At 65.9% G+C, this 21,202-nt stretch carries 21 protein-coding genes; 14 read left to right on the forward strand and 7 right to left on the reverse strand.

Annotation, left to right across the window (positions count from 1 at the left end; translation table 11 throughout):
* Nucleotides 1-268: 268 nt before the first annotated feature.
* The 5 genes from C7I55_RS23425 to pyrE form a co-directional block, all read right to left on the reverse strand.
* Complete coding sequence (locus C7I55_RS23425) at nucleotides 269-1,336, reverse strand: AI-2E family transporter (RefSeq protein ID WP_233222377.1); 1,068 nt, start codon at nucleotides 1,334-1,336, stop codon at nucleotides 269-271.
* Nucleotides 1,333-2,217, reverse strand: coding sequence for a signal peptidase I (gene lepB, locus C7I55_RS23430; RefSeq protein ID WP_106515593.1), 885 nt, complete (start codon nucleotides 2,215-2,217; stop codon nucleotides 1,333-1,335). The genes C7I55_RS23425 and lepB overlap by 4 nt, the downstream gene beginning before the upstream one ends.
* A 23-nt stretch (nucleotides 2,218-2,240) precedes the next feature.
* Nucleotides 2,241-2,663, reverse strand: a complete 423-nt coding sequence (gene acpS, locus C7I55_RS23435; protein WP_233222379.1) for a holo-ACP synthase — start codon at nucleotides 2,661-2,663, stop codon at nucleotides 2,241-2,243.
* A gap of 82 nt (nucleotides 2,664-2,745) precedes the next feature.
* Nucleotides 2,746-3,477 carry a pyridoxine 5'-phosphate synthase gene (locus C7I55_RS23440; RefSeq protein ID WP_106515468.1) on the reverse strand — a complete coding sequence of 244 codons (732 nt, stop codon included), beginning with the start codon at nucleotides 3,475-3,477 and terminating at the stop codon, nucleotides 2,746-2,748.
* The gene (gene pyrE / locus C7I55_RS23445) at nucleotides 3,474-4,058 is read right to left on the reverse strand and encodes an orotate phosphoribosyltransferase (protein ID WP_106515469.1); all 585 of its coding nucleotides are present in this window, start codon (nucleotides 4,056-4,058) and stop codon (nucleotides 3,474-3,476) included. The genes C7I55_RS23440 and pyrE overlap by 4 nt, the downstream gene beginning before the upstream one ends.
* A 171-nt stretch (nucleotides 4,059-4,229) precedes the next feature.
* Here pyrE and coxB point away from each other — a divergent pair, with 171 nt between their 5' ends.
* From coxB to C7I55_RS23480, 8 genes are all read left to right on the forward strand, one after another.
* On the forward strand, nucleotides 4,230-5,423 hold the full coding sequence (gene coxB, locus C7I55_RS23450; RefSeq protein WP_106515470.1) for a cytochrome c oxidase subunit II: 1,194 nt from the start codon (nucleotides 4,230-4,232) through the stop codon (nucleotides 5,421-5,423).
* Between the two features lies 1 nt (nucleotide 5,424).
* Nucleotides 5,425-7,086: a cytochrome c oxidase subunit I gene (gene ctaD / locus C7I55_RS23455; protein WP_106515471.1), complete on the forward strand. Its 1,662-nt coding sequence runs from the start codon at nucleotides 5,425-5,427 to the stop codon at nucleotides 7,084-7,086.
* 122 nt (nucleotides 7,087-7,208) lie between these two features.
* On the forward strand, nucleotides 7,209-8,120 hold the full coding sequence (locus C7I55_RS23460; RefSeq protein WP_106515472.1) for a heme o synthase: 912 nt from the start codon (nucleotides 7,209-7,211) through the stop codon (nucleotides 8,118-8,120).
* On the forward strand, nucleotides 8,117-8,251 hold the full coding sequence (locus C7I55_RS29310) for a hypothetical protein (protein WP_269845234.1): 135 nt from the start codon (nucleotides 8,117-8,119) through the stop codon (nucleotides 8,249-8,251). Before C7I55_RS23460 ends, C7I55_RS29310 begins: the two co-directional genes overlap by 4 nt.
* Nucleotides 8,248-8,799 carry a cytochrome c oxidase assembly protein gene (locus tag C7I55_RS23465; protein ID WP_106515473.1) on the forward strand — a complete coding sequence of 184 codons (552 nt, stop codon included), beginning with the start codon at nucleotides 8,248-8,250 and terminating at the stop codon, nucleotides 8,797-8,799. The genes C7I55_RS29310 and C7I55_RS23465 overlap by 4 nt, the downstream gene beginning before the upstream one ends.
* A gap of 103 nt (nucleotides 8,800-8,902) precedes the next feature.
* Nucleotides 8,903-9,718, forward strand: coding sequence for a cytochrome c oxidase subunit 3 (locus C7I55_RS23470; RefSeq protein WP_106515474.1), 816 nt, complete (start codon nucleotides 8,903-8,905; stop codon nucleotides 9,716-9,718).
* A gap of 55 nt (nucleotides 9,719-9,773) precedes the next feature.
* A complete protein-coding gene (locus C7I55_RS23475; RefSeq protein ID WP_106515475.1) occupies nucleotides 9,774-10,151 on the forward strand; it encodes a DUF983 domain-containing protein in 378 nt (125 codons plus the stop codon).
* Nucleotides 10,151-10,777 carry an SURF1 family protein gene (locus C7I55_RS23480; protein WP_332888438.1) on the forward strand — a complete coding sequence of 209 codons (627 nt, stop codon included), beginning with the start codon at nucleotides 10,151-10,153 and terminating at the stop codon, nucleotides 10,775-10,777. The genes C7I55_RS23475 and C7I55_RS23480 overlap by 1 nt, the downstream gene beginning before the upstream one ends.
* Before the next feature lie 9 nt (nucleotides 10,778-10,786).
* Here the strand turns inward: C7I55_RS23480 and C7I55_RS23485 are convergent, their stop codons facing one another.
* Entirely contained in the window at nucleotides 10,787-11,095 is a 309-nt protein-coding gene (locus C7I55_RS23485; protein WP_106515477.1) for a PilZ domain-containing protein, read from the reverse strand.
* A gap of 230 nt (nucleotides 11,096-11,325) precedes the next feature.
* Here C7I55_RS23485 and C7I55_RS23490 point away from each other — a divergent pair, with 230 nt between their 5' ends.
* The 6 genes from C7I55_RS23490 (at nucleotide 11,326) to C7I55_RS23515 (ending at nucleotide 18,852) form a co-directional block, all read left to right on the forward strand.
* Complete coding sequence (locus tag C7I55_RS23490) at nucleotides 11,326-13,569, forward strand: family 1 glycosylhydrolase (protein ID WP_106515478.1); 2,244 nt, start codon at nucleotides 11,326-11,328, stop codon at nucleotides 13,567-13,569.
* A 142-nt stretch (nucleotides 13,570-13,711) separates the two neighbouring features.
* Nucleotides 13,712-14,422 (forward strand): DUF6683 family protein, encoded by a 711-nt coding sequence (locus tag C7I55_RS23495; RefSeq protein ID WP_106515479.1) that lies wholly within the window; start codon nucleotides 13,712-13,714, stop codon nucleotides 14,420-14,422.
* Nucleotides 14,423-14,561: 139 nt separating this feature from the next.
* Nucleotides 14,562-16,403, forward strand: a complete 1,842-nt coding sequence (locus tag C7I55_RS23500) for a DUF885 domain-containing protein (protein WP_106515480.1) — start codon at nucleotides 14,562-14,564, stop codon at nucleotides 16,401-16,403.
* 105 nt (nucleotides 16,404-16,508) lie between these two features.
* Nucleotides 16,509-17,081, forward strand: a complete 573-nt coding sequence (locus C7I55_RS23505) for a DUF1989 domain-containing protein (protein ID WP_233222391.1) — start codon at nucleotides 16,509-16,511, stop codon at nucleotides 17,079-17,081.
* Nucleotides 17,082-17,282: 201 nt separating this feature from the next.
* Entirely contained in the window at nucleotides 17,283-18,434 is a 1,152-nt protein-coding gene (locus tag C7I55_RS23510) for an alkaline phosphatase (RefSeq protein WP_233222380.1), read from the forward strand.
* Between the two features lie 133 nt (nucleotides 18,435-18,567).
* The gene (locus tag C7I55_RS23515; RefSeq protein ID WP_233222381.1) at nucleotides 18,568-18,852 is read left to right on the forward strand and encodes a UBP-type zinc finger domain-containing protein; all 285 of its coding nucleotides are present in this window, start codon (nucleotides 18,568-18,570) and stop codon (nucleotides 18,850-18,852) included.
* A gap of 120 nt (nucleotides 18,853-18,972) precedes the next feature.
* On the opposite strand, the gene glf is transcribed toward C7I55_RS23515, so the two are convergent.
* Nucleotides 18,973-21,201, reverse strand: a complete 2,229-nt coding sequence (gene glf / locus C7I55_RS23520; protein WP_106515595.1) for a UDP-galactopyranose mutase — start codon at nucleotides 21,199-21,201, stop codon at nucleotides 18,973-18,975.
* Nucleotide 21,202: the final 1 nt, after the last annotated feature.

The following is a 21,202-nucleotide window of genomic DNA, read 5'->3' on the forward strand; positions in this document are numbered from 1 at the left end:
CGGGGGCGCCCTCCCGCGGCGCTCCCTCTCGCTCGCGCCGGTCGCGCAGGGGCGATGGACGCCGCGTCGATCGTGGTCCGCGCTGAGATCAGGCTGCGATCGCCGGCGGAAGGCCGATTTAGGGCATGACGTGTCCGGTACGCTCTTCCAACTGAACTCCGTTCGGGTTGAGCTTGTCGAAACCCTTCGCTTCTTACGACGGGAAGGAGTGGAGCGGAGAACGCTGGTGCAGCTGGTGCCGCGCTGAACCCGCAGCTCCGCACCGCTCTCACGGACGCTTGGCGGGCTGCCCCTGATTCTCTTTCGACTGCCGCTCCAGCGCCACCTTGATCATCGCGATGATCGGGTCGGCGAGCGCGAGGCCCATCAGGCCGAACAGGGCACCGAAGAGCAGCTGTGCGCCGAGCACGAGAGCGGGCGCGAGGTCGACGGTCTTGCGGGCGACGTAGGGCACGATCAGATAGCCATCGACCGTCTGCACGATGAAGTAGACTGCGATCGCCCACAATCCGGTGTTGGTCGAGACGCTGAAGCCGGCAAGCACGATCAGCACGCCCGATACGATCGCGCCAATGTTGGGAATGAAGGCGAGCAGGCCGGTGAGGATGCCGAGCAAGGCCGCCATCGGCACGCCCCCGAGCATCAGCAGCAGCCAGGTGCCGAAACCTTCCACCGCCATGCCGACCAGGCGTCCGGCCATCAGCCGGCGCAGAGTGAAGCCCATCGTCTCGGCAGTCGTGTAGAAGCTGTCGCGGGAGCGCAGCGGGAGCATCCAGGCGAAGCCCCGCTGATAGAGCCGCGGTTCGACCGCGAAGAAGATGCCGATGACGAGGATCATGACGAAGCTGGTGACCGCGCCGAGCGCGCTGCTCACCGCCGAGCCGAGCCGGCCCAGAGATCCCATGAGCTGGCCGCTCAGCTGGTCGATCTTCGCGCCGCCCTGCATCAGGCCGAGCGAATTGCCCCAGCCGAGGATCTTGTTGGCCTGGAAGGTGATCACCTCACGCAGGCGTTCGGCCTCGCCGACGAGAGAGCTTCCGGCAAAGTAGAAGGTCCAGACGATGAACCCGACGCCCGCCAGCGTAACGATGGTGAGCCGCCAGCCGCGGCCGATCGGCAGCACCCGCCCGAGCAGCCGCGTGCCGCCGTCGAGCATCGAGGCGAGCACGATACCGGCGAAGATCAGGAGCAGCGGCTGGGCGAGGAAGATGACCGCCAGGATCGCCAGGCCCATGCCGAACCAGACGCTGGCCCGTTTCAGCTCCTCCCGAATGATCGGATCGCGAAGCTCCGTCGGACCCGGTTGCTCGACATGAGGCCCGGGCTCGTCGCTCAACGTGCGCTGCCTTCGGCGGGACGAAGCGAGGTGCCGGCGCGGCCGCCGCGAAAGGCGGTGAACCAGCTGACCGGGTTCAGATATTGGGTGGTGCCGTCGAGCGAGAAGGTGATGAATTCGGCTCGGCCGCCGATATTCTCCCATGGCACGGGCCCGCCAAGACCCTGCTCGGCGGCGGGCACGCGGCTGTCGGCGGACTTGTCGCGATTGTCGCCCATCACCCAGACATGGTCCGCGGGAATGGTGATCTTGGGGACGTCGTCGACCATCGCATTATATTCGAGATCGACGGTGTCGAACGAGCGGCCGTTGGCCAGCGTCTCGCGGACCACCGGCAGCTCGCAATAAAGCTTGCCGTCCTCGCCCTGGACCCGGAAATCCTGGGCCTGGCCGAACACGCAGGGCACGTTCTCGTCGACGGGCACGCGCACCGCGGGACGGCGCTCCCGCTTCACCGCCTTGCCGTTGATGTACAGTTGCCCGGCGACCATTTCGACCGTGTCGCCGGGGACGGCGATCACACGCTTGATGTAGTCGGAGGTCTCGCCCGGCGGAGTCAGGATGACGACGTCGCCCGGGGTCGGCATCCGCCCGAACAGCCGGCCCTGCATCTGCGGCAGGATGTGGAAGCTCGGCGACACCCACGACCAGCCATACGGATATTTGGTGACCACCAGCCGGTCGCCCTTGAGCAGGCCCGGCATCATCGATTCCGACGGGATGTAGAAGGGCTTGGCGATGAAGCTGTGGATGGCGAGCACGGCGAGCACGAGCCAGAAGATAGCCTTCACTTCGCCCCACCAGTCGGTTCCCTCCTTCTTGGCGGGGATCACGGCGGCGGCAGGGGCCTCGACTGTCGTCGGCTTTCTCTCGTCGGTCATGGCAAATGCGGGGTCGCTGCTGCTCACCCTTCGCTCCTCGGAATCGGGCTGGCGGTAATGATGACGAAAGCCTGGGCGAACGGATGATCGTCCGTCATCGTCAAATGGATCTGTGCGAAGTGGCCTTCGGGTGTCATTGCGTCAAGCCTCGCTTTCGCGCCGCCGGTCAGCTCGAGCGTCGGCGCGCCGGAAGGTTGGTTCACCACACCTATATCGCGCATGAACACCCCGCGCTTGAAGCCGGTACCGACCGCCTTGGAGAAGGCCTCCTTGGCGGCGAACCTCTTGGCGTAGGTGCCCGCCTTGGTGAACGGGCGGCCTTCCGCCTTGCGCCGCTCCGCCTCGGTGAACACGCGGTTGGTGAAGCGGTCGCCGAAGCGATCGAGCGAATTCTGGATCCGCTCGATGTTGCAGAGATCGGAGCCGATGCCGATGATGAAGCTCACGACCGGCCACCCACATCATATTCTCCCTCTCCGCTCGCGGGAGAAAGATAGGGGAGAGGGGGATGCCGGGCGATGCGTATGGTCACCCCCGTGCCTCTTCCATCAGGGTGCGCATCCGGGTGACACTTTCGCCGAGGCCGATGAAGATCGCCTCGCCGATGAGGAAGTGGCCGATGTTGAGCTCCCGAATCTGCGGAATCGCGGCGACCGGCACGACATTGTCGAAGGTGAGGCCGTGGCCGGCATGCGGCTCGATCCCGTTCTTGGACGCGAGCGCGGCGGCGTCGGCGATTCGGCGCAACTCGATCGCGCAGTCCTCGCCTTCGAGGTGGGCGTAGCGGCCGGTGTGGAATTCGACGACTGGCGCCTTCAGGCGGATCGCGGCGTCGATCTGGCGCGCGTCGGGCTCGATGAACAGGCTGACGCGGATTCCGGCGTCGGAGAGACGCGCGACGATCGGCGCGAGATGATCGAACTGGCCGGCGGCATCGAGCCCGCCCTCGGTGGTGCGCTCTTCCCGCTTCTCGGGAACGATGCAGGCGGCATGCGGCCGGTGTCGCAGCGCGATCTCGAGCATCTCCTCGGTCGCCGCCATCTCCAGGTTCAGCGGCACCTCCAGGTGACGCATCAGCGCGCTGATATCCTCGTCGCGGATGTGCCGCCGGTCCTCACGAAGGTGGGCGGTGATGCCGTCGGCGCCGGCCGCCGCCGCAGCGAAGGCGGCGCGCACCGGATCGGGATGATCGCCGCCGCGCGCGTTCCGAATCGTCGCGACATGGTCGATATTGACCCCGAGGCGAAGCAGACCGCTCACGCTGCCTTGCGGCTCCCGGGCTTCTCGACGGGGATCGCCGCCAGCTCCGGCGGCACCGCACCCGGCTCGTAGCTCGGCACGTCGATGCGGATCAGCGGGAAGAAGGGCACGCCGAGATCGGCGAGGCCGTTGGAGCGGTCGACCAGCGAGGCCGCGGCGACCACCTGGCCGCCCGCGGCTTCGACCGCCTTCATCGCCTCACGCGAGCTCAATCCGGTGGTGACGACGTCCTCGACCAGCAGCACCTTCTGGCCGGGCTTCAGGCGGAAGCCGCGCCGCAGCTCGAACGTACCGGTCGGACGCTCGACGAACACCGCTTCCAGGCCGAGCGATCGGCCCATTTCGTGGCCGATGATCACGCCACCCATCGCCGGCGACACCACCATCGAGATCTGCGACTTGATCTCGATCGGCAGGCTTCGCGCCAGCGCCGAGGCGAGGCGCGACGCGCGCGCCGGATCCATCAGCACCCTCGCGCATTGCAGGTAGCGCGGGCTGTGCAGCCCGGAGGAGAGGATGAAATGGCCCTCGAGCAAGGCGTCCGCGGCGCGGAACTCCTCCAATATCTCGTCCTGCGTCATCGGCTCCCGCGCTTTTTCGTTGGCTGTCCGCCTGATAGGCCCCGCTCTTCGGTTCATCAACCCGCGCCAAGAGCCTTGAGACCGCTTGCGTCCCTGCCTATAAGCCGCCGCAATTCGCGCGCTCCGGCGTCGAATCCGTCCCGCTCCGCTCGGAGGGTCCAAGGGGTTTAGATGAAGACTTCGCTCAAGCTTTTCGCCGTCGCCGCCGCCTTCGGCATGGCCCCGGCAAGCGCCTTCGCCCAGGCGGCGGCGCCCGCGCCGGCGGCTGCCCCCGCTGCGGCTGCGACGACGCCTGCCCAGCAGCCCACCGATGCGATCAGTGCCAATTCGCAGGCCGCGCCCGCGCAGCCGGCCGAGATCAGCCTCGCCAACACCGGCAGCGAGGAGCCGTCCAACGCGTCGGTCCTGAGCAGCTCGGTCACGCGCACCCTGCCGAACGCGACCGTCGGCCAGCCGACCGGCGCGCTCGGCTTCCAGCCGCAAGTGACTCCGATCGGCGAGGAGGCTTCGAGCTTCCACAACAATATCCTGCTGCCGCTGATCACGGCCATCTCGGTGTTCGTGCTGGCGCTGCTCATCTATGTGATGGTGCGTTTCCGCCGCAGCGCCAATCCGGTGCCGTCTCGGACGACCCACAATACGGTGCTGGAAATTGCCTGGACCCTGGTGCCGGTGCTGATCCTGGTGGCGATCGCGGTGCCCTCGATCCGGCTGCTCGCCCACCAATATTCGCCGCCCAAGGCCGATCTGACGATCAAGGCGACCGGCAACCAATGGTATTGGACCTACACCTACCCGGACAATGGCGACTTCGAGATCGTTTCCAACGTCCTCAAGGACGAGGACGCCAAGAAGCGCGGCGAGCCGCGCCTGCTGGCGGTCGACGAGCGCATGGTCGTTCCGGTCGGCGCGACGGTGAAGATGATCGTCACCTCGGCGGACGTGATCCACTCGTGGGGCGTTCCGGCGTTCTGGGCCAAGATCGATGCCGTTCCGGGCCGTCTCAACGAAACCTGGTTCAAGACCGATCGTCCCGGCGTCTATTACGGCCAGTGCTTCGAGCTCTGCGGCGCGCGCCACGCCTACATGCCCATCGCGGTCGAGGTGGTGTCCCGGGCGCAATTCGCCGCCTGGGTGGCGTCGAAGGGCGGCACCATGCCGGGTGCGCCGCAGTCGACATCGGGTGACGAAACCGCGACTTCGCCGGTGACCAATCCGGCGGCCGCAGCCGCCGCGGCGGGCCCTGTCCCGACCGCAGGCGGCAGCGCGACCGAAACCAGCCCGGAACCGACCGGTCTCAATCCTGCCACGGGGACGCCGGCCGTCTCGACGCAGGGCGCCACCGAATCCAGACGCGGAAACTGACATGACCGATACGACCGCAAATGCGACTCACTTCCAGACGCACGAGGCGCATGACGCGCATCATGATGCCGATCACAAGCCCGGCTTCTTCGCGCGCTGGTTCATGTCGACGAACCACAAGGACATCGGCACCCTCTATCTGATCTTCGCGATCATCGCCGGAATCATCGGCGGAACGATCTCGGGCATCATGCGCGCCGAGCTGATGGAGCCCGGGCTCCAGGTCCTGCCGCAATGGGCCGGCGGGAACATCGACGAAGCGGCGCACCTGTGGAACGTGCTGATCACCGCCCACGGCCTGATCATGGTGTTCTTCATGGTCATGCCGGCGATGATCGGCGGCTTCGGCAACTGGTTCGTGCCGATCATGATCGGCGCGCCCGACATGGCCTTCCCGCGGATGAACAATATCAGCTTCTGGCTGATCGTTCCTGCGTTCCTGCTGCTGCTCGGATCGGCCTTCGTGCCGGGCGGGCTCGGCAACGGCGCCGGCATCGGCTGGACGGCCTATGCCCCGCTCTCGACGTCGGGCTCGAGCGGCCCGTCCGTCGATCTCGCGATCTTCGCGCTCCACCTTGCCGGCGCGTCGTCGATCCTCGGCGCGATCAATTTCATCACCACCATCTTCAACATGCGCGCGCCGGGCATGACCCTGCACAAGATGCCGCTGTTCGTCTGGTCGGTGCTGGTCACCGCCTTCCTGCTGCTGCTCTCGCTCCCGGTTCTCGCCGGTGCGATCACCATGCTGCTGACCGACCGCAATTTCGGCACGCACTTCTTCGATGCGTCGGGCGGCGGCGATCCGATCCTCTACCAGCATCTGTTCTGGTTCTTCGGTCACCCCGAAGTGTACATCATGATCCTGCCGGGCTTCGGCATGGTCAGCCACATCATCGCCACCTTCAGCCGCAAGCCGGTGTTCGGCTATCTCGGCATGGCCTACGCCATGGTGGCGATCGGCGTGATCGGCTTCGTCGTGTGGGCGCACCACATGTTCACCGTGGGCATGGACGTGAACACGAAGATGTACTTCACCGCGGCGACGATGGTGATCGCGGTGCCCACCGGCATCAAGATCTTCTCGTGGATCGCGACGATGTGGGGCGGTTCGATCAGCTTCCAGACCCCGATGATGTGGGCGATCGGCTTCATCTTCATGTTCACCGTCGGCGGCGTCACCGGCGTCGTGCTCGCCAACGGCGGCATCGACAACAACGTCCACGACACCTATTACGTGGTGGCGCACTTCCACTACGTGCTCTCGCTGGGTGCCGTGTTCGCGCTGTTCGCAGCCTGGTATTACTGGTTCCCGAAGATGTTCGGTAAGATGTATTCGGAAGTCCTGGGCCAGGCCCATTTCTGGATCTTCTTCATCGGCGTGAACGTGATGTTCTTCCCGATGCACTTCCTGGGCATGCAGGGCATGCAGCGCCGCGTGCCGGACTACACGGATGCCTATGCACACTGGAACCACGTCGCCACGATCGGGTACATGATCATGGCGGCGGGCATGATCCCCTTCTTCATCAACATCTTCTACTCGCTTGCCGCGGGTCGGAAGGCGGAAGGGAATCCGTGGGGCGAAGGCGCGACGACGCTCGAATGGACGCTGTCGAGCCCGCCGCCTTTCCACCAGTTCGAGACTCTGCCGAAGATCGACTGAAAAAAAGGCCCTTCCGCCTGCGGGAGGGATGCCGGGGGGCAGGGGTGTCGACGCGGATCGTTCCGCCGACGCCCCGCCCCCTGATCGTTTAGTGGGACTGGCGTCCCGTCGAAGTGACTGACATGACAGCTAGTGTGATCGAAGCCGACCAGAGCCTTCCCGCCGAGTGGCGCGATTTCCTCGCGTTGACCAAGCCGCGCGTGATGAGCCTCGTCGTGTTCACCGGCCTCTGCGGCCTGCTCGTCGCGCCGGCGCCGATCCACCCGATCATCGGCTTCACCGCCATCCTGTGCATCGCGCTCGGCGCCGGCGCCGCGGCGGCGCTCAACATGTGGTACGAAGCCGATCTCGACGCGCTGATGAAGCGGACGGCCTCGCGGCCGCTGCCCGCAGGGCGCATGGATCGCCAGTCCGCGCTCCATTTCGGGGTCGGTCTCAGCTTCTTCTCGGTCATCCTGATGGGATTCGCCACCAACTGGCTGGCGGCGACGGTACTGGCCGTCTCGATCCTCTTCTACGTGCTCGTCTATACGGTGTGGCTGAAGCGCCGCACTCCGCAGAATATCGTCATCGGCGGCGCCGCCGGCGCCTTTCCGCCGGTGATCGGCTGGGCTGCGGTGACGGGCGACATCACCCTGCTGCCGATCCTGCTGTTCACCTTGATCTTCCTGTGGACTCCGCCGCACTTCTGGGCGCTGTCGCTGTTCGTGCGATCGGATTACGCCGCCGCCGGCGTGCCGATGCTGCCGGTGGTTTCGGGACCCACCGTGACCCGCCAGCAGATCGCGCTCTACACCATCCCGATGGCCGCCGCCGCGATTGCCCCGTGGCCGCTCGGCCTCGCCGGCGCGATCTACGGGATCGCGGCAAGCCTGCTCAGCGCCGCCTTCTTCCTGCTGTCGCTGCAGGTGCTCTTCAACCGTGCGACCGAGCCTGCCGGCATGAAGCCGGAGAAGCGCCTGTTCGCTTACTCGGTGCTGTATCTGTTCGCCGTCTTCGGCGCGCTCGTCCTCGATCGATGGATCCTCGCATGACACTCAAAGACGATCGCATCCTTGAGATTCGTCGCCGCCAGAAGAGCCGGGCCCTCGTCATGGCGCTGTTGCTCGGCGCCTTCGTGCTGCTGATCTACGGGATCACCATCGTCCGGATGACCGGCAAATGACTGCGGTTGTGGATCCGCGGCGCAACGCGCGTACGGCCGCGTTCGGCTTTCTGATCGTCGCGGCGATGGTCGGCCTGGCGTTTGCCAGCGTGCCCCTCTACCGCATCTTCTGCCAGGTCACCGGCTTCGACGGCACGACGATGCGCGCCACCGGGGATGCGCCCGGCAAGGTTGCCGGCAAGCAGGTGTCGATCCGCTTCGACGCCAATGTCGTGCCGACCCTGCCGTGGCACTTCAAGCCCGCAAAGCCGACCGAGACCGTATCGATCGGCGAGCGCGAAATCGCCTTCTACACCGCGAAGAATCTCTCCGCGGTGCCGATCACCGGATCGGCCGCGTTCAACGTGACTCCGATCTGGGCCGGAAAGTATTTCAACAAGATCCAGTGCTTCTGCTTCAACGAGCAGACGCTGAAGGCCGGCGAGGAAGTCCGCATGCCGGTGGTGTTCTACGTCGATCCCAAGATCCTTCAGGATCCGGACGCGAAGGACGTCAGCGAAATCACCTTGTCCTACACTTTTTACCCGGTGGACCAGCCGAAGGGCTGAGGCTAGAGGAACCGCAACCGCTGCCGCGGCGTCCTGCCTCGGCGGAGCGACACGTCAGGAAGGATGCCGGTCAGGGCCGGCGCGACAGAGGGAAAGCCGAACGATGGCCGGAGCGAAGAACCACCCCTACCATATTCTGCCGCCGAGCATCTGGCCCTTCGTGGGCTCCTTCTCCGCCATGGCGATGGCCGTCGGCGGCGTGATGTGGATGCATGATTACGAGTTTGGCGGCTACATCTTCTTCGCCGGCCTGATCGCGGTTCTGTTCACGATGTTCAGTTGGTGGGCCGATGTGATCCGGGAGGCAAATGCCGGCGATCATACGCCGATCGTCCAGCTCCACCTGCGCTACGGCATGATCCTGTTCATCGCGTCGGAGGTGATGTTCTTCGTCGCCTGGTTCTGGGCCTGGTTCAACGCCGCCTTGTTTCCCTCGGCGGTCGACTCGATCGGCGGCGTGTGGCCGCCCAAGGGCATGCACGTCCTCGATCCGTTCGGCTTCCCGCTGCTCAATACCCTGATCCTGCTCTGCTCGGGCACCACCGTCACCTGGGCGCACCATTCGCTGATCCACGGCGATCGCGACGGCCTCAAGAAGGGCCTGTGGGCGACGATCCTGCTCGGCCTCGTGTTCAGCGCGGTCCAGGCCTATGAATATCTCCACGCGCCATTCGGCTTCTCCGAGAACATCTACACCTCGGCCTTCTTCATGGCGACGGGCTTTCATGGCTTCCACGTGATCGTCGGCACGATCTTCCTGATCGTCTGCCTGATCCGCACCTACAAAGGCGACTTTACCCAGCGCCAGCATTTCGGCTTCGAGGCGGCGGCCTGGTACTGGCATTTCGTCGACGTGGTGTGGCTGTTCCTGTTCATCTGCATCTACGTGTGGGGCGGCTGGGGCGCTCCGCTTCACTAAGCGACACGGGGGAGCGGGAAGCCGCTCCCCTTCTTGTTCGCCCCGGAGGTACGCAATGCCTGTGCGCGGCGAGATGAGCCCCACTCCGCTTCAGTCCGGCCTTCTCGGCCTGTGCCCGCGCTGCGGCGCCAAGACGCTCTACAAGGGGCTTGCCGCCTTCGCGCCGAAATGCCGCGCCTGCGGCCTCGATTACGGGGCCTTCAACGTCGGCGACGGCCCGGCCGCCTTCCTCATCCTGATCGTCGGCGCGATCGTCACCGGCCTCGCGATCGCGCTGGAGCTCGGCGCCGGCCCGCCTTTCTGGGTCCACGTCCTGCTGTGGGTCCCGCTTGCCGCGCTGCTCGTCATCGGATCGCTGCGCGTGGCGAAGGGCGTTCTGCTCGCGCTGGAATATGCTCACCGCGCCCGGGAAGGGCAGATCGTGGACGAATGATGCGCTGGCCGATTCTCCCTACCGCCCTTGTCGCCGCCGCCGTCGCGACGATGACCGGCCTCGGCGTCTGGCAACTCGAGCGCCTGCAGTGGAAGCAGGGGCTGATTGCGCAACTCGAGGCCAATCGCGGCAAGCCGCCGGTCGCCTGGCCGGCCGTGGCGCCTGCCGACGGCAGCCTTCTCTACCGCCGCGCCAACGGCTTCTGCCTGCAGCCTGTGGCGTGGCGCGCCACCGCCGGTCGCAATCTCCAGGACCAGCCGGGCTGGAGTCACATCGCCTCGTGCCGCACCGGCGGCGCGGAGGGGCCGGGCATGCAAGTCGATGTCGGCTGGTCCAAGGCGGGCGAGGCGCCGGCATGGAGGGGCGGTGTGGTCGAAGGCGTGATCGTGCCGGACAGCCAGCACCGGATCCGCCTGGTCGCGACGAATTCACCCGCCGGCCTGCCGCCGAGCCGGCCCGGCCTGCCGTCGGAGATGCCGAACAACCATCTCTTCTACGCGCTGCAATGGTTTTTCTTCGCCATCGCCGCGGCGGTGATCTACGTGCTGGCGCTGCGCAAGCGGCAGCAAGGCACCGCAGCGGCCGGCCCGGCAGTCGTCGACGAGAAAGAGGACGGCACCGCCTGAGCCGGCGGCTCAGCTGCCCAGAACGAGCTCGTGGCCGAAATTGAGGCCGATACGGCCTTCCCGGTTCCAGCGGACGAAGGCATGCATGCGGCTGCATTGGTCGAACTCGACGAGCACCGGCTCGCCCAGTCGGGTGTCGAGCAGGCACTCGACCATCGCACCCCGCGAGGAGATGTTCAGCACCGGCACCCGGTAGGGCTTGCCGCGGAAGTGGAGAAGCGCGGTGTCGACGAGGTCGGGGAGCCGCGGCTCGCCGCGACGGTCCGCCCAAGGATCGTGAAACGTCCCGGTTTCCGCTGCCATTCCGCCAAACGCCATCTTCACTCCCTCCCCAGAGACTCGTGGACAATGGCACGAAGAGTTTACCGAATGTTTAGCGGGCAGACGCGCACGAAGGGGGCCGAACCGCTCGCGCTGCTTCTCGTTGCAAAGCAGCATTCAAGCCCTGATTCTCGTTAATCTGTATCAGCGGGCGAGGAATTAGCGGGAACCGGCCGCGGCGGCGGCGGGTTCGTGACGGTATCGTTCATTGCGAGACCGAAATCAGGATGACTGAAGACGAACGCGCCGCACCTCCGCTGGAACTCTGGGGAGGCGTCGAATGCACCATCGTCCGCCTTGGCGACGACTATCGCGATCAGACCATCGAGACGGGCCATTCCGATCGGCCGGAGGATATCGATCTCATCGCCGACCTCGGCGTCACCACCGTCCGCTACCCGATCCTCTGGGAAGCGATCGCGCCGGACAGTCTCGATCAGTGCGATTGGCGCTGGACCGACGAGCGCTTGGGCATGCTTCGGGAGCGCGGCATCAAGGTGATTGGCGGCCTTACCCATCACGGATCGGGCCCGAAATATACCGAGCTGCTCGACCCCGAATTTCCGCAGAAGCTCGCTCAATTCGCGACCAAGGCCGCCCAGCGTTATCCGTGGATCGAGCAATGGACTCCGGTCAACGAGCCGCTGACCACGGCGCGCTTTTCGGCGCTCTACGGCCACTGGTACCCGCACAGGCATGATCACGACGCCTTCCTCCGCGCTCTGGTCAACGAGTGCAAGGGCGTCGCCGAGGCGATGCGCGCAATCCGAACGATCATCCCGGACGCCGAACTCGTCCAGACCGAGGATCTCGGCAAATGCTTCTCCACCGAGCCGCTCGCCTACCAGGCGCGGTTCGAGAATGAACGCCGGTGGCTGAGCCTGGATCTGCAATGCGGCATGGTCGACCGTGCCCACCCGCTGCGGCCCATGCTGCGCAAGGCCGGCATCGCCGAGGACGAGATCGATGGCTTCGCGGCGCTGGATGCCAAACCCGATCTGATCGGCATCAACCATTATCTCACCAGCGAACGCTTCCTCGATCACCGGCTCGATTTATACCCTGGTCATGAGGTCGGCGGGAACGGCCGCCACCGCTATGTCGACGCCGAGGCCGTCCGTGTCGCGGCGCTCGAGAACGAGACCGGTATCGTCCCGCGCCTGCACGAGGCCTGGGCGCGTTACGGGATTCCGATGGCGATCACCGAAGTCCATCACGGCTGCCACCGCGACGAGCAGGTGCGCTGGTTCGTCGAGGTCTGGAAGGGGGCGGAGCAGCTTCGTGCCGAGGGTGTCGACCTGCGCGCGGTGACCCTGTGGTCGCTGTTCGGCAATGTCGACTGGCGATTCCTCCTCGCCGAGCGCCGCGGCTTTTACGACACCGGCGCCTTCGACGTGCGCACCGGCACGCCCCGGCCGACGATCGTCGCCGAAGCCGCGAAAGCATTCGGCAATGGCCGTCCCTTCGATCATCCGGTGCTCGACAGCCCGGGCTGGTGGCGGCGGCCGCCGCGCCTCTATCCCTGGAACGGCATCTGCCAGCCGCTCGCCTGGAACGGCCGCAAGGTTCTGATCACCGGCGCCACCGGTACGCTCGGCAATGCGCTCGCCCGCATCTGCGAGCACCGCGCTCTGCCCTTCTGCCTCACCAGCCGGGCCGAGCTCGACATCACCGACGACGATTCGATCGCCGCGGCGATCGCGCGCCACCGGCCATGGGCGGTGATCAACACCGCCGGCTTCGTCCGTGTCGCCGATGCGGAACGGGAACAGGATGCGTGCATCGCGGCCAATGCCGACGGTGCCGAGAAGCTCGCCCGCGCCTGCGCGGAGGCCGGCATAAAGTACGTCACCTTCTCGTCTGATCTGGTGTTCGACGGCACGCTGGGCCGTCCCTATGTCGAAAGCGATCCGGTCAGTCCGGCCTGCGTCTACGGCATCTCCAAGGCCGGTGCGGAGGAGCGGGTGCAGGCGGTGATGCCGGACGCGCTCGTCGTGCGCACCAGCGCCTTTTTCGGGCCCTGGGACCGCTATAATTTCGCCTGGCACGTGCTCAGCGCGCTCAACCGCGGAGAGGCGTTCACCGCCTGCGAGCGCACCGAGGTCTCGCCGACCTACGTGCCCGATCTCTGCCACGCGGTGCTCGATCTGCTGATCGACGGCGCAAACGGCATCTGGCACGTCGCCAACGAGGGCCGGGTCAGCTGGTACGAATTCGCCCGGCGCATCGCCGAGCGCGCCGGGCTCGACACCGGCCTCGTCACCCCGCTTCAGGCGGCAGTCGAGCCGGGCATGAACGTCCTCGCCAGCGAACGCGGCGGCACGCTGCGCGCGCTCGACGACGCGCTGGATGACTATGTGCGCGAGATGGCCAACCATTCGGATCTCACGCAGCCGGGGACGCCGTCCGAGGCGATGATCCAGATCGCGGCGGAAGACGATCTCGTCGCGATCGACCTCGCCGCGGAATAGGCGACTATCCTCTATCCGGGCACCGCGAGAGGCTTCCGTGCGCGGATTTCGAAGTCGTCGGCTGTGCCGACCGAATGGCGATCGCCGCATCTGCGTCGCGGTAACCTTGACTCCTTTCACCCGGGTCAGGGATAAATGCCGAATGCGCAAAGCTCGATTTCTCGGCCTGATCGCTCTCGCCGCGTCCGTGCCGGCGGCGGCCCAGGGCGTGTTCGATATGGGCATGCTCACCAACACGCTGTCGCAAGGCGCGTTGATCCAGTCCGAGGAAGCACGCGCCGGCACGGCTGACATGTCGCAGGCACTTGCTCGAACGCCGCCAAGCGCCAAGATCGATCGCGCGGCCATCACCTATCGTCCGAGCCTTGCGGTCCGGAAGCGCAACCTGGATGCGTTCGTCGCCCGCCTTCGCCGAGTAGATGCGGCAGGCGCCGCCGATCTCCAGCGCACGTTTGCAAGCCGGGATGTGATCGCGGAGCTGGGCGCGCTGATGCGGCCGGAGGGGCTCGACCCGAGCAATGTCGCCGATGCCATGGCGACCTATCTGGTCACCGCCTTTCATGGTGTGCGAGGCTCCATCGACGCCAAGACTCCCGAGTTCAAGGCGGTCAGCCTGCAGCTGGCGCGGGTGCTCAGCGCCGATCCGGCCTTCACCGCTGCCAGCGACGCGCTCAAGCAGGAAATTGCCGAATCGATGCTCGTCCAGGCGGTCCTCGCGGATCAGGCGGTGCAGGCGGCGCAGAAGCAGCCGTCCGCGATGCCGGCGGTGAAAGCCGCGATCGCGAAGGGCGCGGAGGCTGCCTTCGGCTTCGACGTGAGACGGATGCAGCTGGGCCCCAACGGTCTGGAGTAAGTGTCGGCCGGGCCTGGGCATTCGCCAGCTCCGCCGCGTGAGTGCCGGCGCCCGCGCTCCGTCCGTTCAAGCCAAAGATTCACGTTTCGGCCTGAAACCATCCTCGTCTAGGCTGCCCGCATCTGGAGGAAGGACAAAGATGCGCAAATCCTTTTGGCTGCTCGCGGCAACCGCTTTCATCCTCGCTCTGCCGCCGGCGGCGCCCGCCGCCGCCCAGGCCGCGAAAGCGGCCCCGAAGACCGCGCCCGCAGCGGAGGATACCCGGCTCTATGCCTTTCTCGACCAGGAATTCGCCGAGGAACTGCGCCACCGGCCGCAACTTGCGACCCAGCTCGGACTGAAGGAGGGCCAGGATCGGCTCGACGACATCAGCGATGCGGCGACGTTGCGCCGCCTCGAATGGCGCCGCAGCAGCGTCGCGCGGATGAAGGCGCAGTTCGATCGCGCGAAGCTCTCACCCACTGCGCAGACCAATTATGACATTTGGGCGCTGGAGCTCGAACGGGCCGAGCTCGGCTATCGTTTCCGCCACTATGCGCCGCCTTTCTATTCCTTCCTCTACTCGGTCCATGCGCGGCTGCCCGATTTCCTGATCAACACCCACAACGTCCAGGATCAGGGCGACATGAAGGCCTATGCCGCGCGCCTGCGCGCCATTCCGGCGGTACTCGACGAAGCGATCCGGCAAAGTGCCGCGTCGGATGCGGCCGGGGTGCATGCGCCCAGATTTCAGGTGGAGCGGGTGATCGCGGGCAGCCGGGCGCTGATTACCGGCGCACCGTTCGACTCCGGTTCCGCCTCGCCCTTGTGGGCGGACGCACAGGCCAAGGTCGCCAGGCTGCAGTCGGCCGGCAAGGCCACGCCCGCCGAGGCAGAGGCATTGCTCGCCGATGCCCGCGCCGCCTTGCTGCCGCTGAAGCCAGCGTACGACAAAGTCATTGCATGGGCGGAGGGCGCGTTGCCGAGGGCGCCGAGCGGGAGAGTCGGCGCAATCTCGCTCCCGGGCGGCGCCGATTGGTACGCCGCAGCGCTGAAGCTCAACACCACCACCGATCTCAGTGCGGAGCAGATCCACCAGATCGGCCTCGAGGAGGTAACGCGAATCGAGGGCGAGATGGATTCGCTCGCGCGCCGGGCAGGCTTCAAGGATCGCGAGGCATATTATGCCGATCGCGAACGCCGCAATCCGCCCAAGCCGTGGACCGACGCCTCGCGTGCCGAATATCTGCGCAACGCCAATGCTGCGATCGCACGCAACCGCACGCTGCTGCCGAAATATTTCGGCCTGCTTCCCGAGCATCGCATGGAGGTGGTGCGCGAGCCGTCGTTCAGCGAGGTCGCCGGCGGCGCCGCGCACGCTGCGGCACCGAGCCCGGACGGCGCGCGGCCAGGCCGGGTCTATGTCCACCTGCTCGGCCTCGACAGCGATCCCTCGCCCGACGCCACGGTCGATCTGATGTGCCATGAAGGCGTGCCCGGCCACGTCATGCAGGGCGACATCCAGGTCCGGCAGAGCGCCGGGCCCAAATTCCGCCAGTCGGCGCGGTACGTCGCCTTCGGCGAAGGCTGGGCGCTGTACGCGGAAGCCTTGTGCAAGGAGATGGGGGCCTATCCCGATCTCGCCAGCGATTTCATGCGCCTGGACGCGGAGCTGTTCCGCGCGGCCCGGCTGGTCGTCGACACCGGAATCCATGCCAAGGGTTGGACGGAGCAGCAGGCGGTCGACTATATGGCCACCTCCGGCCGTGCCTCGCCCGATCAGGCACGATCCGAGGTCCGCCGCTACATCACGCTGCCGGGACAGGCGACCGGCTACAAGATCGGCATGCTCAAGATCATGGAGCTGCGGGCCAAAGCCGAACGTACGCTCGGCGCCAGATTCGACATCAAGGGGTTTCACGATCTCCTGATCGGATCGGGCTCGCTGCCGCTGTCGATCCTCGAGCGGCAGGTCGACGCCTGGATCGCCGCGCGGAGCTGAGGGTGGAAGGTCGCCCCTCCCGTTTCGGCCCGTATGTGTGGACGCGCTAGGTCCCGCCGCTTACGCTTTCCTCACCTGGATCGGGAGCGTGTGAAGGTGCTGACGATGTTGCCTCCGGCGAGCGGGATCGCCTTGCGACTGGCCAAAGGCGAAAGCTTGCGGCTCGTCGATGTCGAAGGTGGCCAGACGGGCGACCTCGTCGCTTATTCCGCCGACGGCCGCGAGCGCCTGTCGAGCGGGCGGAGCTTCGATTATAACGGGACGGTGCGGCTCTCGACCGGGGCCGTTCTGTGGTCGGATCGCAGCAACCGGATGCTGACCATCGTCGATGACGAGGTCGGGCGGCACGACATGTTCTACGCGGCCTGCACGCGTGAAATGTACGCGATGCAATATGGCCTGGAGGATCATCCGAACTGCCACGACAACCTCTCCACGGCCTTGCGGACCCTCGGCATCGATCCGGACCCCCTGCCGCAGACCTTCAACTTCTTCATGAACGTGGAGATCGGCGCGGCGGGGCATCTGACCATCGTTCCACCGCGTTCGCGGCCCGGCGCCGCGATGCTGCTGCGTGCGGAGATGGACCTGGTTGTGGCGCTCTCCGCCTGCCCCTCTACGACGTGCAACGACGGTGCGCCGCCGCGGCCGCTGGGCTATGAGGTCGTCGGCGAGTGAAGCGAGCGTCCGCGTGTTCGCGTGCACGAGGTTCACCCGAATGGTCATAGAAGTGTAAAGCGGCGCTCGTAGCGCTCGTCCAGGCGGCACCGACGGGCCGCTTCTGCAGCCTGGTCCATGGCAATCCTGCCCCAGCGTGGCATGCAGCGCCCGTGCCGCACGGCAGCGGGCGAGCGGATATCGCATCAAGGAGTAACGGAAATGAGCGGGAGTTGCAGCAGGGCGCCGGGTATGCGGCCGGGCGTGGCGAGGCGGGTGGCCGCAATGGCCGGAATCGTCCTGCTGGCGCTGGGCGCCGCACCCGCGGGGGCGCAGCAGGCGCGCAACGTCATCGTCTTCCTGGGTGATGCCGGCGGCGTGCCGACGCTCAACGCGGCGGGGATTATGGCGCATGATCGGCCGCAATCCCTGTTCCTCCACACGATGCCCAATGTCGGCCTATCGGACACCTCGGCGCGCAACCAGTGGGTGACCGATTCCGCCGCCGGCATGACCGCGATCATGACCGGGCAGAAGACCGACAATGCGATGGTGTCGGTTGTGCCGTCGACAGCCGGAGGCGCGCCGACGCCGGTCAAGACGTTGATGGAATATGCGGAGCAGCGCGGCCTTTCCACCGGCATCGTCACCAACATGCCGATCTGGGACGCGACTCCGGCCGCCTGCTACGCGCACGTTCCGGCCCGCAAGGACAAGGACGAGATCTTCCGCCAGCTGCTCGCGCCGCGCTTCGGCGACGGGATCGACGTGCTGGTCGGCCACGGCCGGGCAGATGCGGTCGCCTCGTTCGCGGCACACGGCACGACGGCGGACAAAGCCTTTGCCGGCGCCGGCTACCGGTTCGGCAGCGATCCGGCGCTGGTCGGCAGCGGCGGACGCGTTGCCGTCCTTCGCGACGACGAGTTTGCGCCCCTGCCGACGGTGGAGGCGACGATCGCCACGCTCGCCCGCAATCCCAAGGGCTATTTCCTGATGGTCGAGTGGGACATGCACACCGACGATCCGCACAAGGGGCTTCGGCACGTCGTCGAGATGGACGACATGATCCGCCGGATCAGTGCCGTCGCCGGCAAGGATACGTTGATCCTGTTCACCGCGGATCACAGCTTCGGGCTGCGGATGGGCGGCGGCGACCGCAAGAGCCCGCTTGCGCAGCAATATGCCGCGGAGGCTGCCAAGCCAGAGGTGACGGTCGCCAACAACCAAGTGATTTCGATCGATGACACCCATACGGGCGAGGAGGTGATCGCCGCTGCATCGGGCCCGGGCGCCGAGCAGGTCCGGGGCTTCTTCCCCAACACCCGGCTGTTCGACGTCATGCTGTCGGCGCTCGGATGGAAGCGGGACGAATAGAGATTCGACGGCGCTCCTGCCGTGGAGCGCCGTTGAAATCTTGTGCTCGAACGGCGGCTCCGATCGGGCTAGCCGTTGTTGCGGATGCAATGACCCCCGGGGGAGGGACGATATGGACGGGTGCAGGCACCTCATGACGGTGGCCAAGGTCACGCCGAGCGCGAAGGGGTGCGAGGAGTGCCTCAAGACCGGCGACTGGTGGGTGCATCTGCGCATCTGCCGTTCGTGCGGCCATGTCGGCTGCTGCGATCAGTCGCCGAACAAGCATGCGACCGCCCATTACCACCACAGTCGGCACCCGATCATCGAGGGCTATGATCCGCCCGAGGGCTGGGGCTGGTGCTATGTCGACGAGCTGTTCCTCGATCTGGGAAGCGACACGACGCCGCAGCTCGGGCCGATTCCGCGCTTCTACTGAGCGTTGCGCTGCGGCGCATGCCGACACGCCCGAGGCGGGATCAGCACCAACTGGCTCTCGTGAGACAAAAGAAAAGGGCCCGCTTTCGCGAGCCCTTTCCTATCGTTCCGGGCGCCCGCCTTATTCGGCGGCCTCGGTCCAGATCGTACCCTTGGCTGCAGTAGCGGCCTTCTTCCTGGCGTCGATCTTGCGGAAGGCGGAGAGCGCCTGTCCGACGACCTGGTCCATATTGTAGTAGCGGTACGTCGCCAGGCGGCCGACGAAGGTGACGTTGGACGTCGCGTCCGCGAGCGCTTCGTACTTCTTGAACAGCTCCTGATTCTCCGCCCGTGGGATCGGGTAATAAGGATCGCCCTCCGCGCTTGGATATTCGTAGGTGATGCTGGTCTTGTCATTCTCCTGGCCGGTCAAGTGCTTATACTCGGTGATCCGGGTGTAGGGCACTTGCGGGCTCGGGTAATTGACGACGGCGACCGGCTGGAAGTTCTCCTTGTCGAGGATCTTGTGCTCGAAACGGAGGCTCCGATAAGGCAATTTGCCGTAGCGGAAATCGAAGAACTCGTCGATCGGGCCGGTGAACACGATATGACCGGCGTCGATCTCGCTCATCACGTCCTTATAGTCGGTCGACAGCAGGACATCGATGTTCGGATGCTCGAGCATCCGGTTGAACATCGCGGTATAGCCGTGCTTCGGCATGATCTGGTGCTTGTCGCCGAAGTACCGGTCGTCGGTATTGGTGCGGGTGGGGATGCGGGCGGTCACTGCCTTGTCGAGTCCGCTCGGATCGATGCCCCACTGCTTGCGGGTATAGCCCTGGAAGAAGAGCTCGTAGAGCTCGCGTCCCACGGCGGAGATCACGACGTCCTCGGAGGTCTTGATCTCCGCGACCGGCTCGGCGCGGGAGGCAAGATAGGCCGCAGCGTCCTCGTCGGTCTTGAGATCGAGATCGAACAGCGCGTTCAAGGTGGTGCGGTTGATCGGGATCGGCACCAATTTGCCGCGCACCTCGGCGAGCACCTTGTGCTCATAAGGCCGCCAGGCGGTGAACTTGGAGAGATAATCGACGATCTCGTCCGAATTCGTGTGGAAGATGTGCGGACCATATTGATGGATCAGCACGCCCGCCTGATCGAGATGATCGTAGGCGTTGCCGGCAATATGCGGCCGCTTGTCGATCACCAGCACCCTGGCATCATGCTGGCTGGCGAGCCGCTCGGCGAGCACCGAGCCGGCAAAGCCCGCGCCGACCACCAGATAGTCGTATTTCTTGCGGGTGTGCGCCTTGACGATGTTGGGGCCTGCGGTCGGCACCTTGATGGACTCGCGGACGAGACCGGCCATGCGGGCATAGGTCGTGTCCCAGCTGATGTTGGCCAGCTTCGCATCGACCTGGGCGAGCCACTCGCCGTCGGTGCGCGAAAGCTCAAGCGCCTTCTCGCAGGCGGCAATGAACGCGTTGGTGCCGTCGGCGATGAACACCGCGTCGAGATCGCTATAGTGGCGGATGACGTCGGTGATCGGAGTCGACACTACCGGGCGGCCGCCGGCAAGATATTCCGGAGTCTTGGTCGGCGAGATGAACTTCGTCGATTCGTTGATCGCGAACGGCATCAGGGCGACGTCCCAGCCGCCAAGATAGACGGGAAGCTCGTCATAGGTCTTGCCGCCGACATAATGGATGTTGGCGCGCAGCGGCAGCTCGGCCGGATCGATCTTCACCACAGGGCCGACCATGACGATCGACCATTCGGGGTGACGGTCCGCCACAGCGGCGATCAGATCGAGATTCATGCGCTCGTCGATGACGCCGTAGAAGCCTAGTCGCGGGCGGCCGATCGGCGCCTGATCGTCGGGGCTCGCATCCATCGCGCGGGCCTGGGCGAAATGCTTGCGATCGACGCTCGACGGGAAGGGGTGGATATTGGGGTGGCGGTCCTTCTTCGCCTCGTAAAGGCTGTAGCCGCCGGTGAAGACGACGTCGGCCGCATCGATCAGCTCCTGCTCGAGGGCGAGGAGCTGCGGCGGCGCGAAGCGGAAATTCGCAAGCTCGTCCATGCAATCATAGACGGTGCAGATCGATTCGACGTGCCGCGAGAAGGGCAGCATCATCGGCGTATAATACCAGCGCACGAACGGGCCCTGCTCGCCGGCGAGATAGCCGTTCAGCAGGGTCTTCAGCGCAGCGTCGCGTCCAGTTTCGTCGAGCGCTTCGGGCAAGGAAGGCGTGACGACGATGACGCCGGTCTCGGCGCACGTCCGGATACCCAGGGCCGGTTCGCAGCCCTCGGCGGCGGTTTCGGGTTCTTCCCAATAGATCACACGGCGATCGGCCGCGAATCGACTCATG

Origin of the sequence: Allosphingosinicella deserti (genome assembly GCF_003012735.1) — a bacterium.
GTDB classification, from domain to species: domain Bacteria; phylum Pseudomonadota; class Alphaproteobacteria; order Sphingomonadales; family Sphingomonadaceae; genus Allosphingosinicella; species Allosphingosinicella deserti.

Coding starts and splice junctions, on each gene's coding strand:
- lepB (WP_106515593.1), bottom strand. CDS start 2,217: ATGACCGACGAGAGAAAGCCGACGACAGTCGAGGCCCCTGCCGCCGCC.
- pyrE (WP_106515469.1), bottom strand. CDS start 4,058: ATGACGCAGGACGAGATATTGGAGGAGTTCCGCGCCGCGGACGCCTTG.
- coxB (WP_106515470.1), top strand. CDS start 4,230: ATGAAGACTTCGCTCAAGCTTTTCGCCGTCGCCGCCGCCTTCGGCATG.
- ctaD (WP_106515471.1), top strand. CDS start 5,425: ATGACCGATACGACCGCAAATGCGACTCACTTCCAGACGCACGAGGCG.
- C7I55_RS23460 (WP_106515472.1), top strand. CDS start 7,209: ATGACAGCTAGTGTGATCGAAGCCGACCAGAGCCTTCCCGCCGAGTGG.
- C7I55_RS29310 (WP_269845234.1), top strand. CDS start 8,117: ATGACACTCAAAGACGATCGCATCCTTGAGATTCGTCGCCGCCAGAAG.
- C7I55_RS23465 (WP_106515473.1), top strand. CDS start 8,248: ATGACTGCGGTTGTGGATCCGCGGCGCAACGCGCGTACGGCCGCGTTC.
- C7I55_RS23470 (WP_106515474.1), top strand. CDS start 8,903: ATGGCCGGAGCGAAGAACCACCCCTACCATATTCTGCCGCCGAGCATC.
- C7I55_RS23475 (WP_106515475.1), top strand. CDS start 9,774: ATGCCTGTGCGCGGCGAGATGAGCCCCACTCCGCTTCAGTCCGGCCTT.
- C7I55_RS23480 (WP_332888438.1), top strand. CDS start 10,151: ATGCGCTGGCCGATTCTCCCTACCGCCCTTGTCGCCGCCGCCGTCGCG.
- C7I55_RS23485 (WP_106515477.1), bottom strand. CDS start 11,095: ATGGCGTTTGGCGGAATGGCAGCGGAAACCGGGACGTTTCACGATCCT.
- C7I55_RS23490 (WP_106515478.1), top strand. CDS start 11,326: ATGACTGAAGACGAACGCGCCGCACCTCCGCTGGAACTCTGGGGAGGC.
- C7I55_RS23495 (WP_106515479.1), top strand. CDS start 13,712: ATGCGCAAAGCTCGATTTCTCGGCCTGATCGCTCTCGCCGCGTCCGTG.
- C7I55_RS23500 (WP_106515480.1), top strand. CDS start 14,562: ATGCGCAAATCCTTTTGGCTGCTCGCGGCAACCGCTTTCATCCTCGCT.
- C7I55_RS23505 (WP_233222391.1), top strand. CDS start 16,509: ATGTTGCCTCCGGCGAGCGGGATCGCCTTGCGACTGGCCAAAGGCGAA.
- C7I55_RS23510 (WP_233222380.1), top strand. CDS start 17,283: ATGAGCGGGAGTTGCAGCAGGGCGCCGGGTATGCGGCCGGGCGTGGCG.
- C7I55_RS23515 (WP_233222381.1), top strand. CDS start 18,568: ATGACGGTGGCCAAGGTCACGCCGAGCGCGAAGGGGTGCGAGGAGTGC.
- glf (WP_106515595.1), bottom strand. CDS start 21,201: ATGAGTCGATTCGCGGCCGATCGCCGTGTGATCTATTGGGAAGAACCC.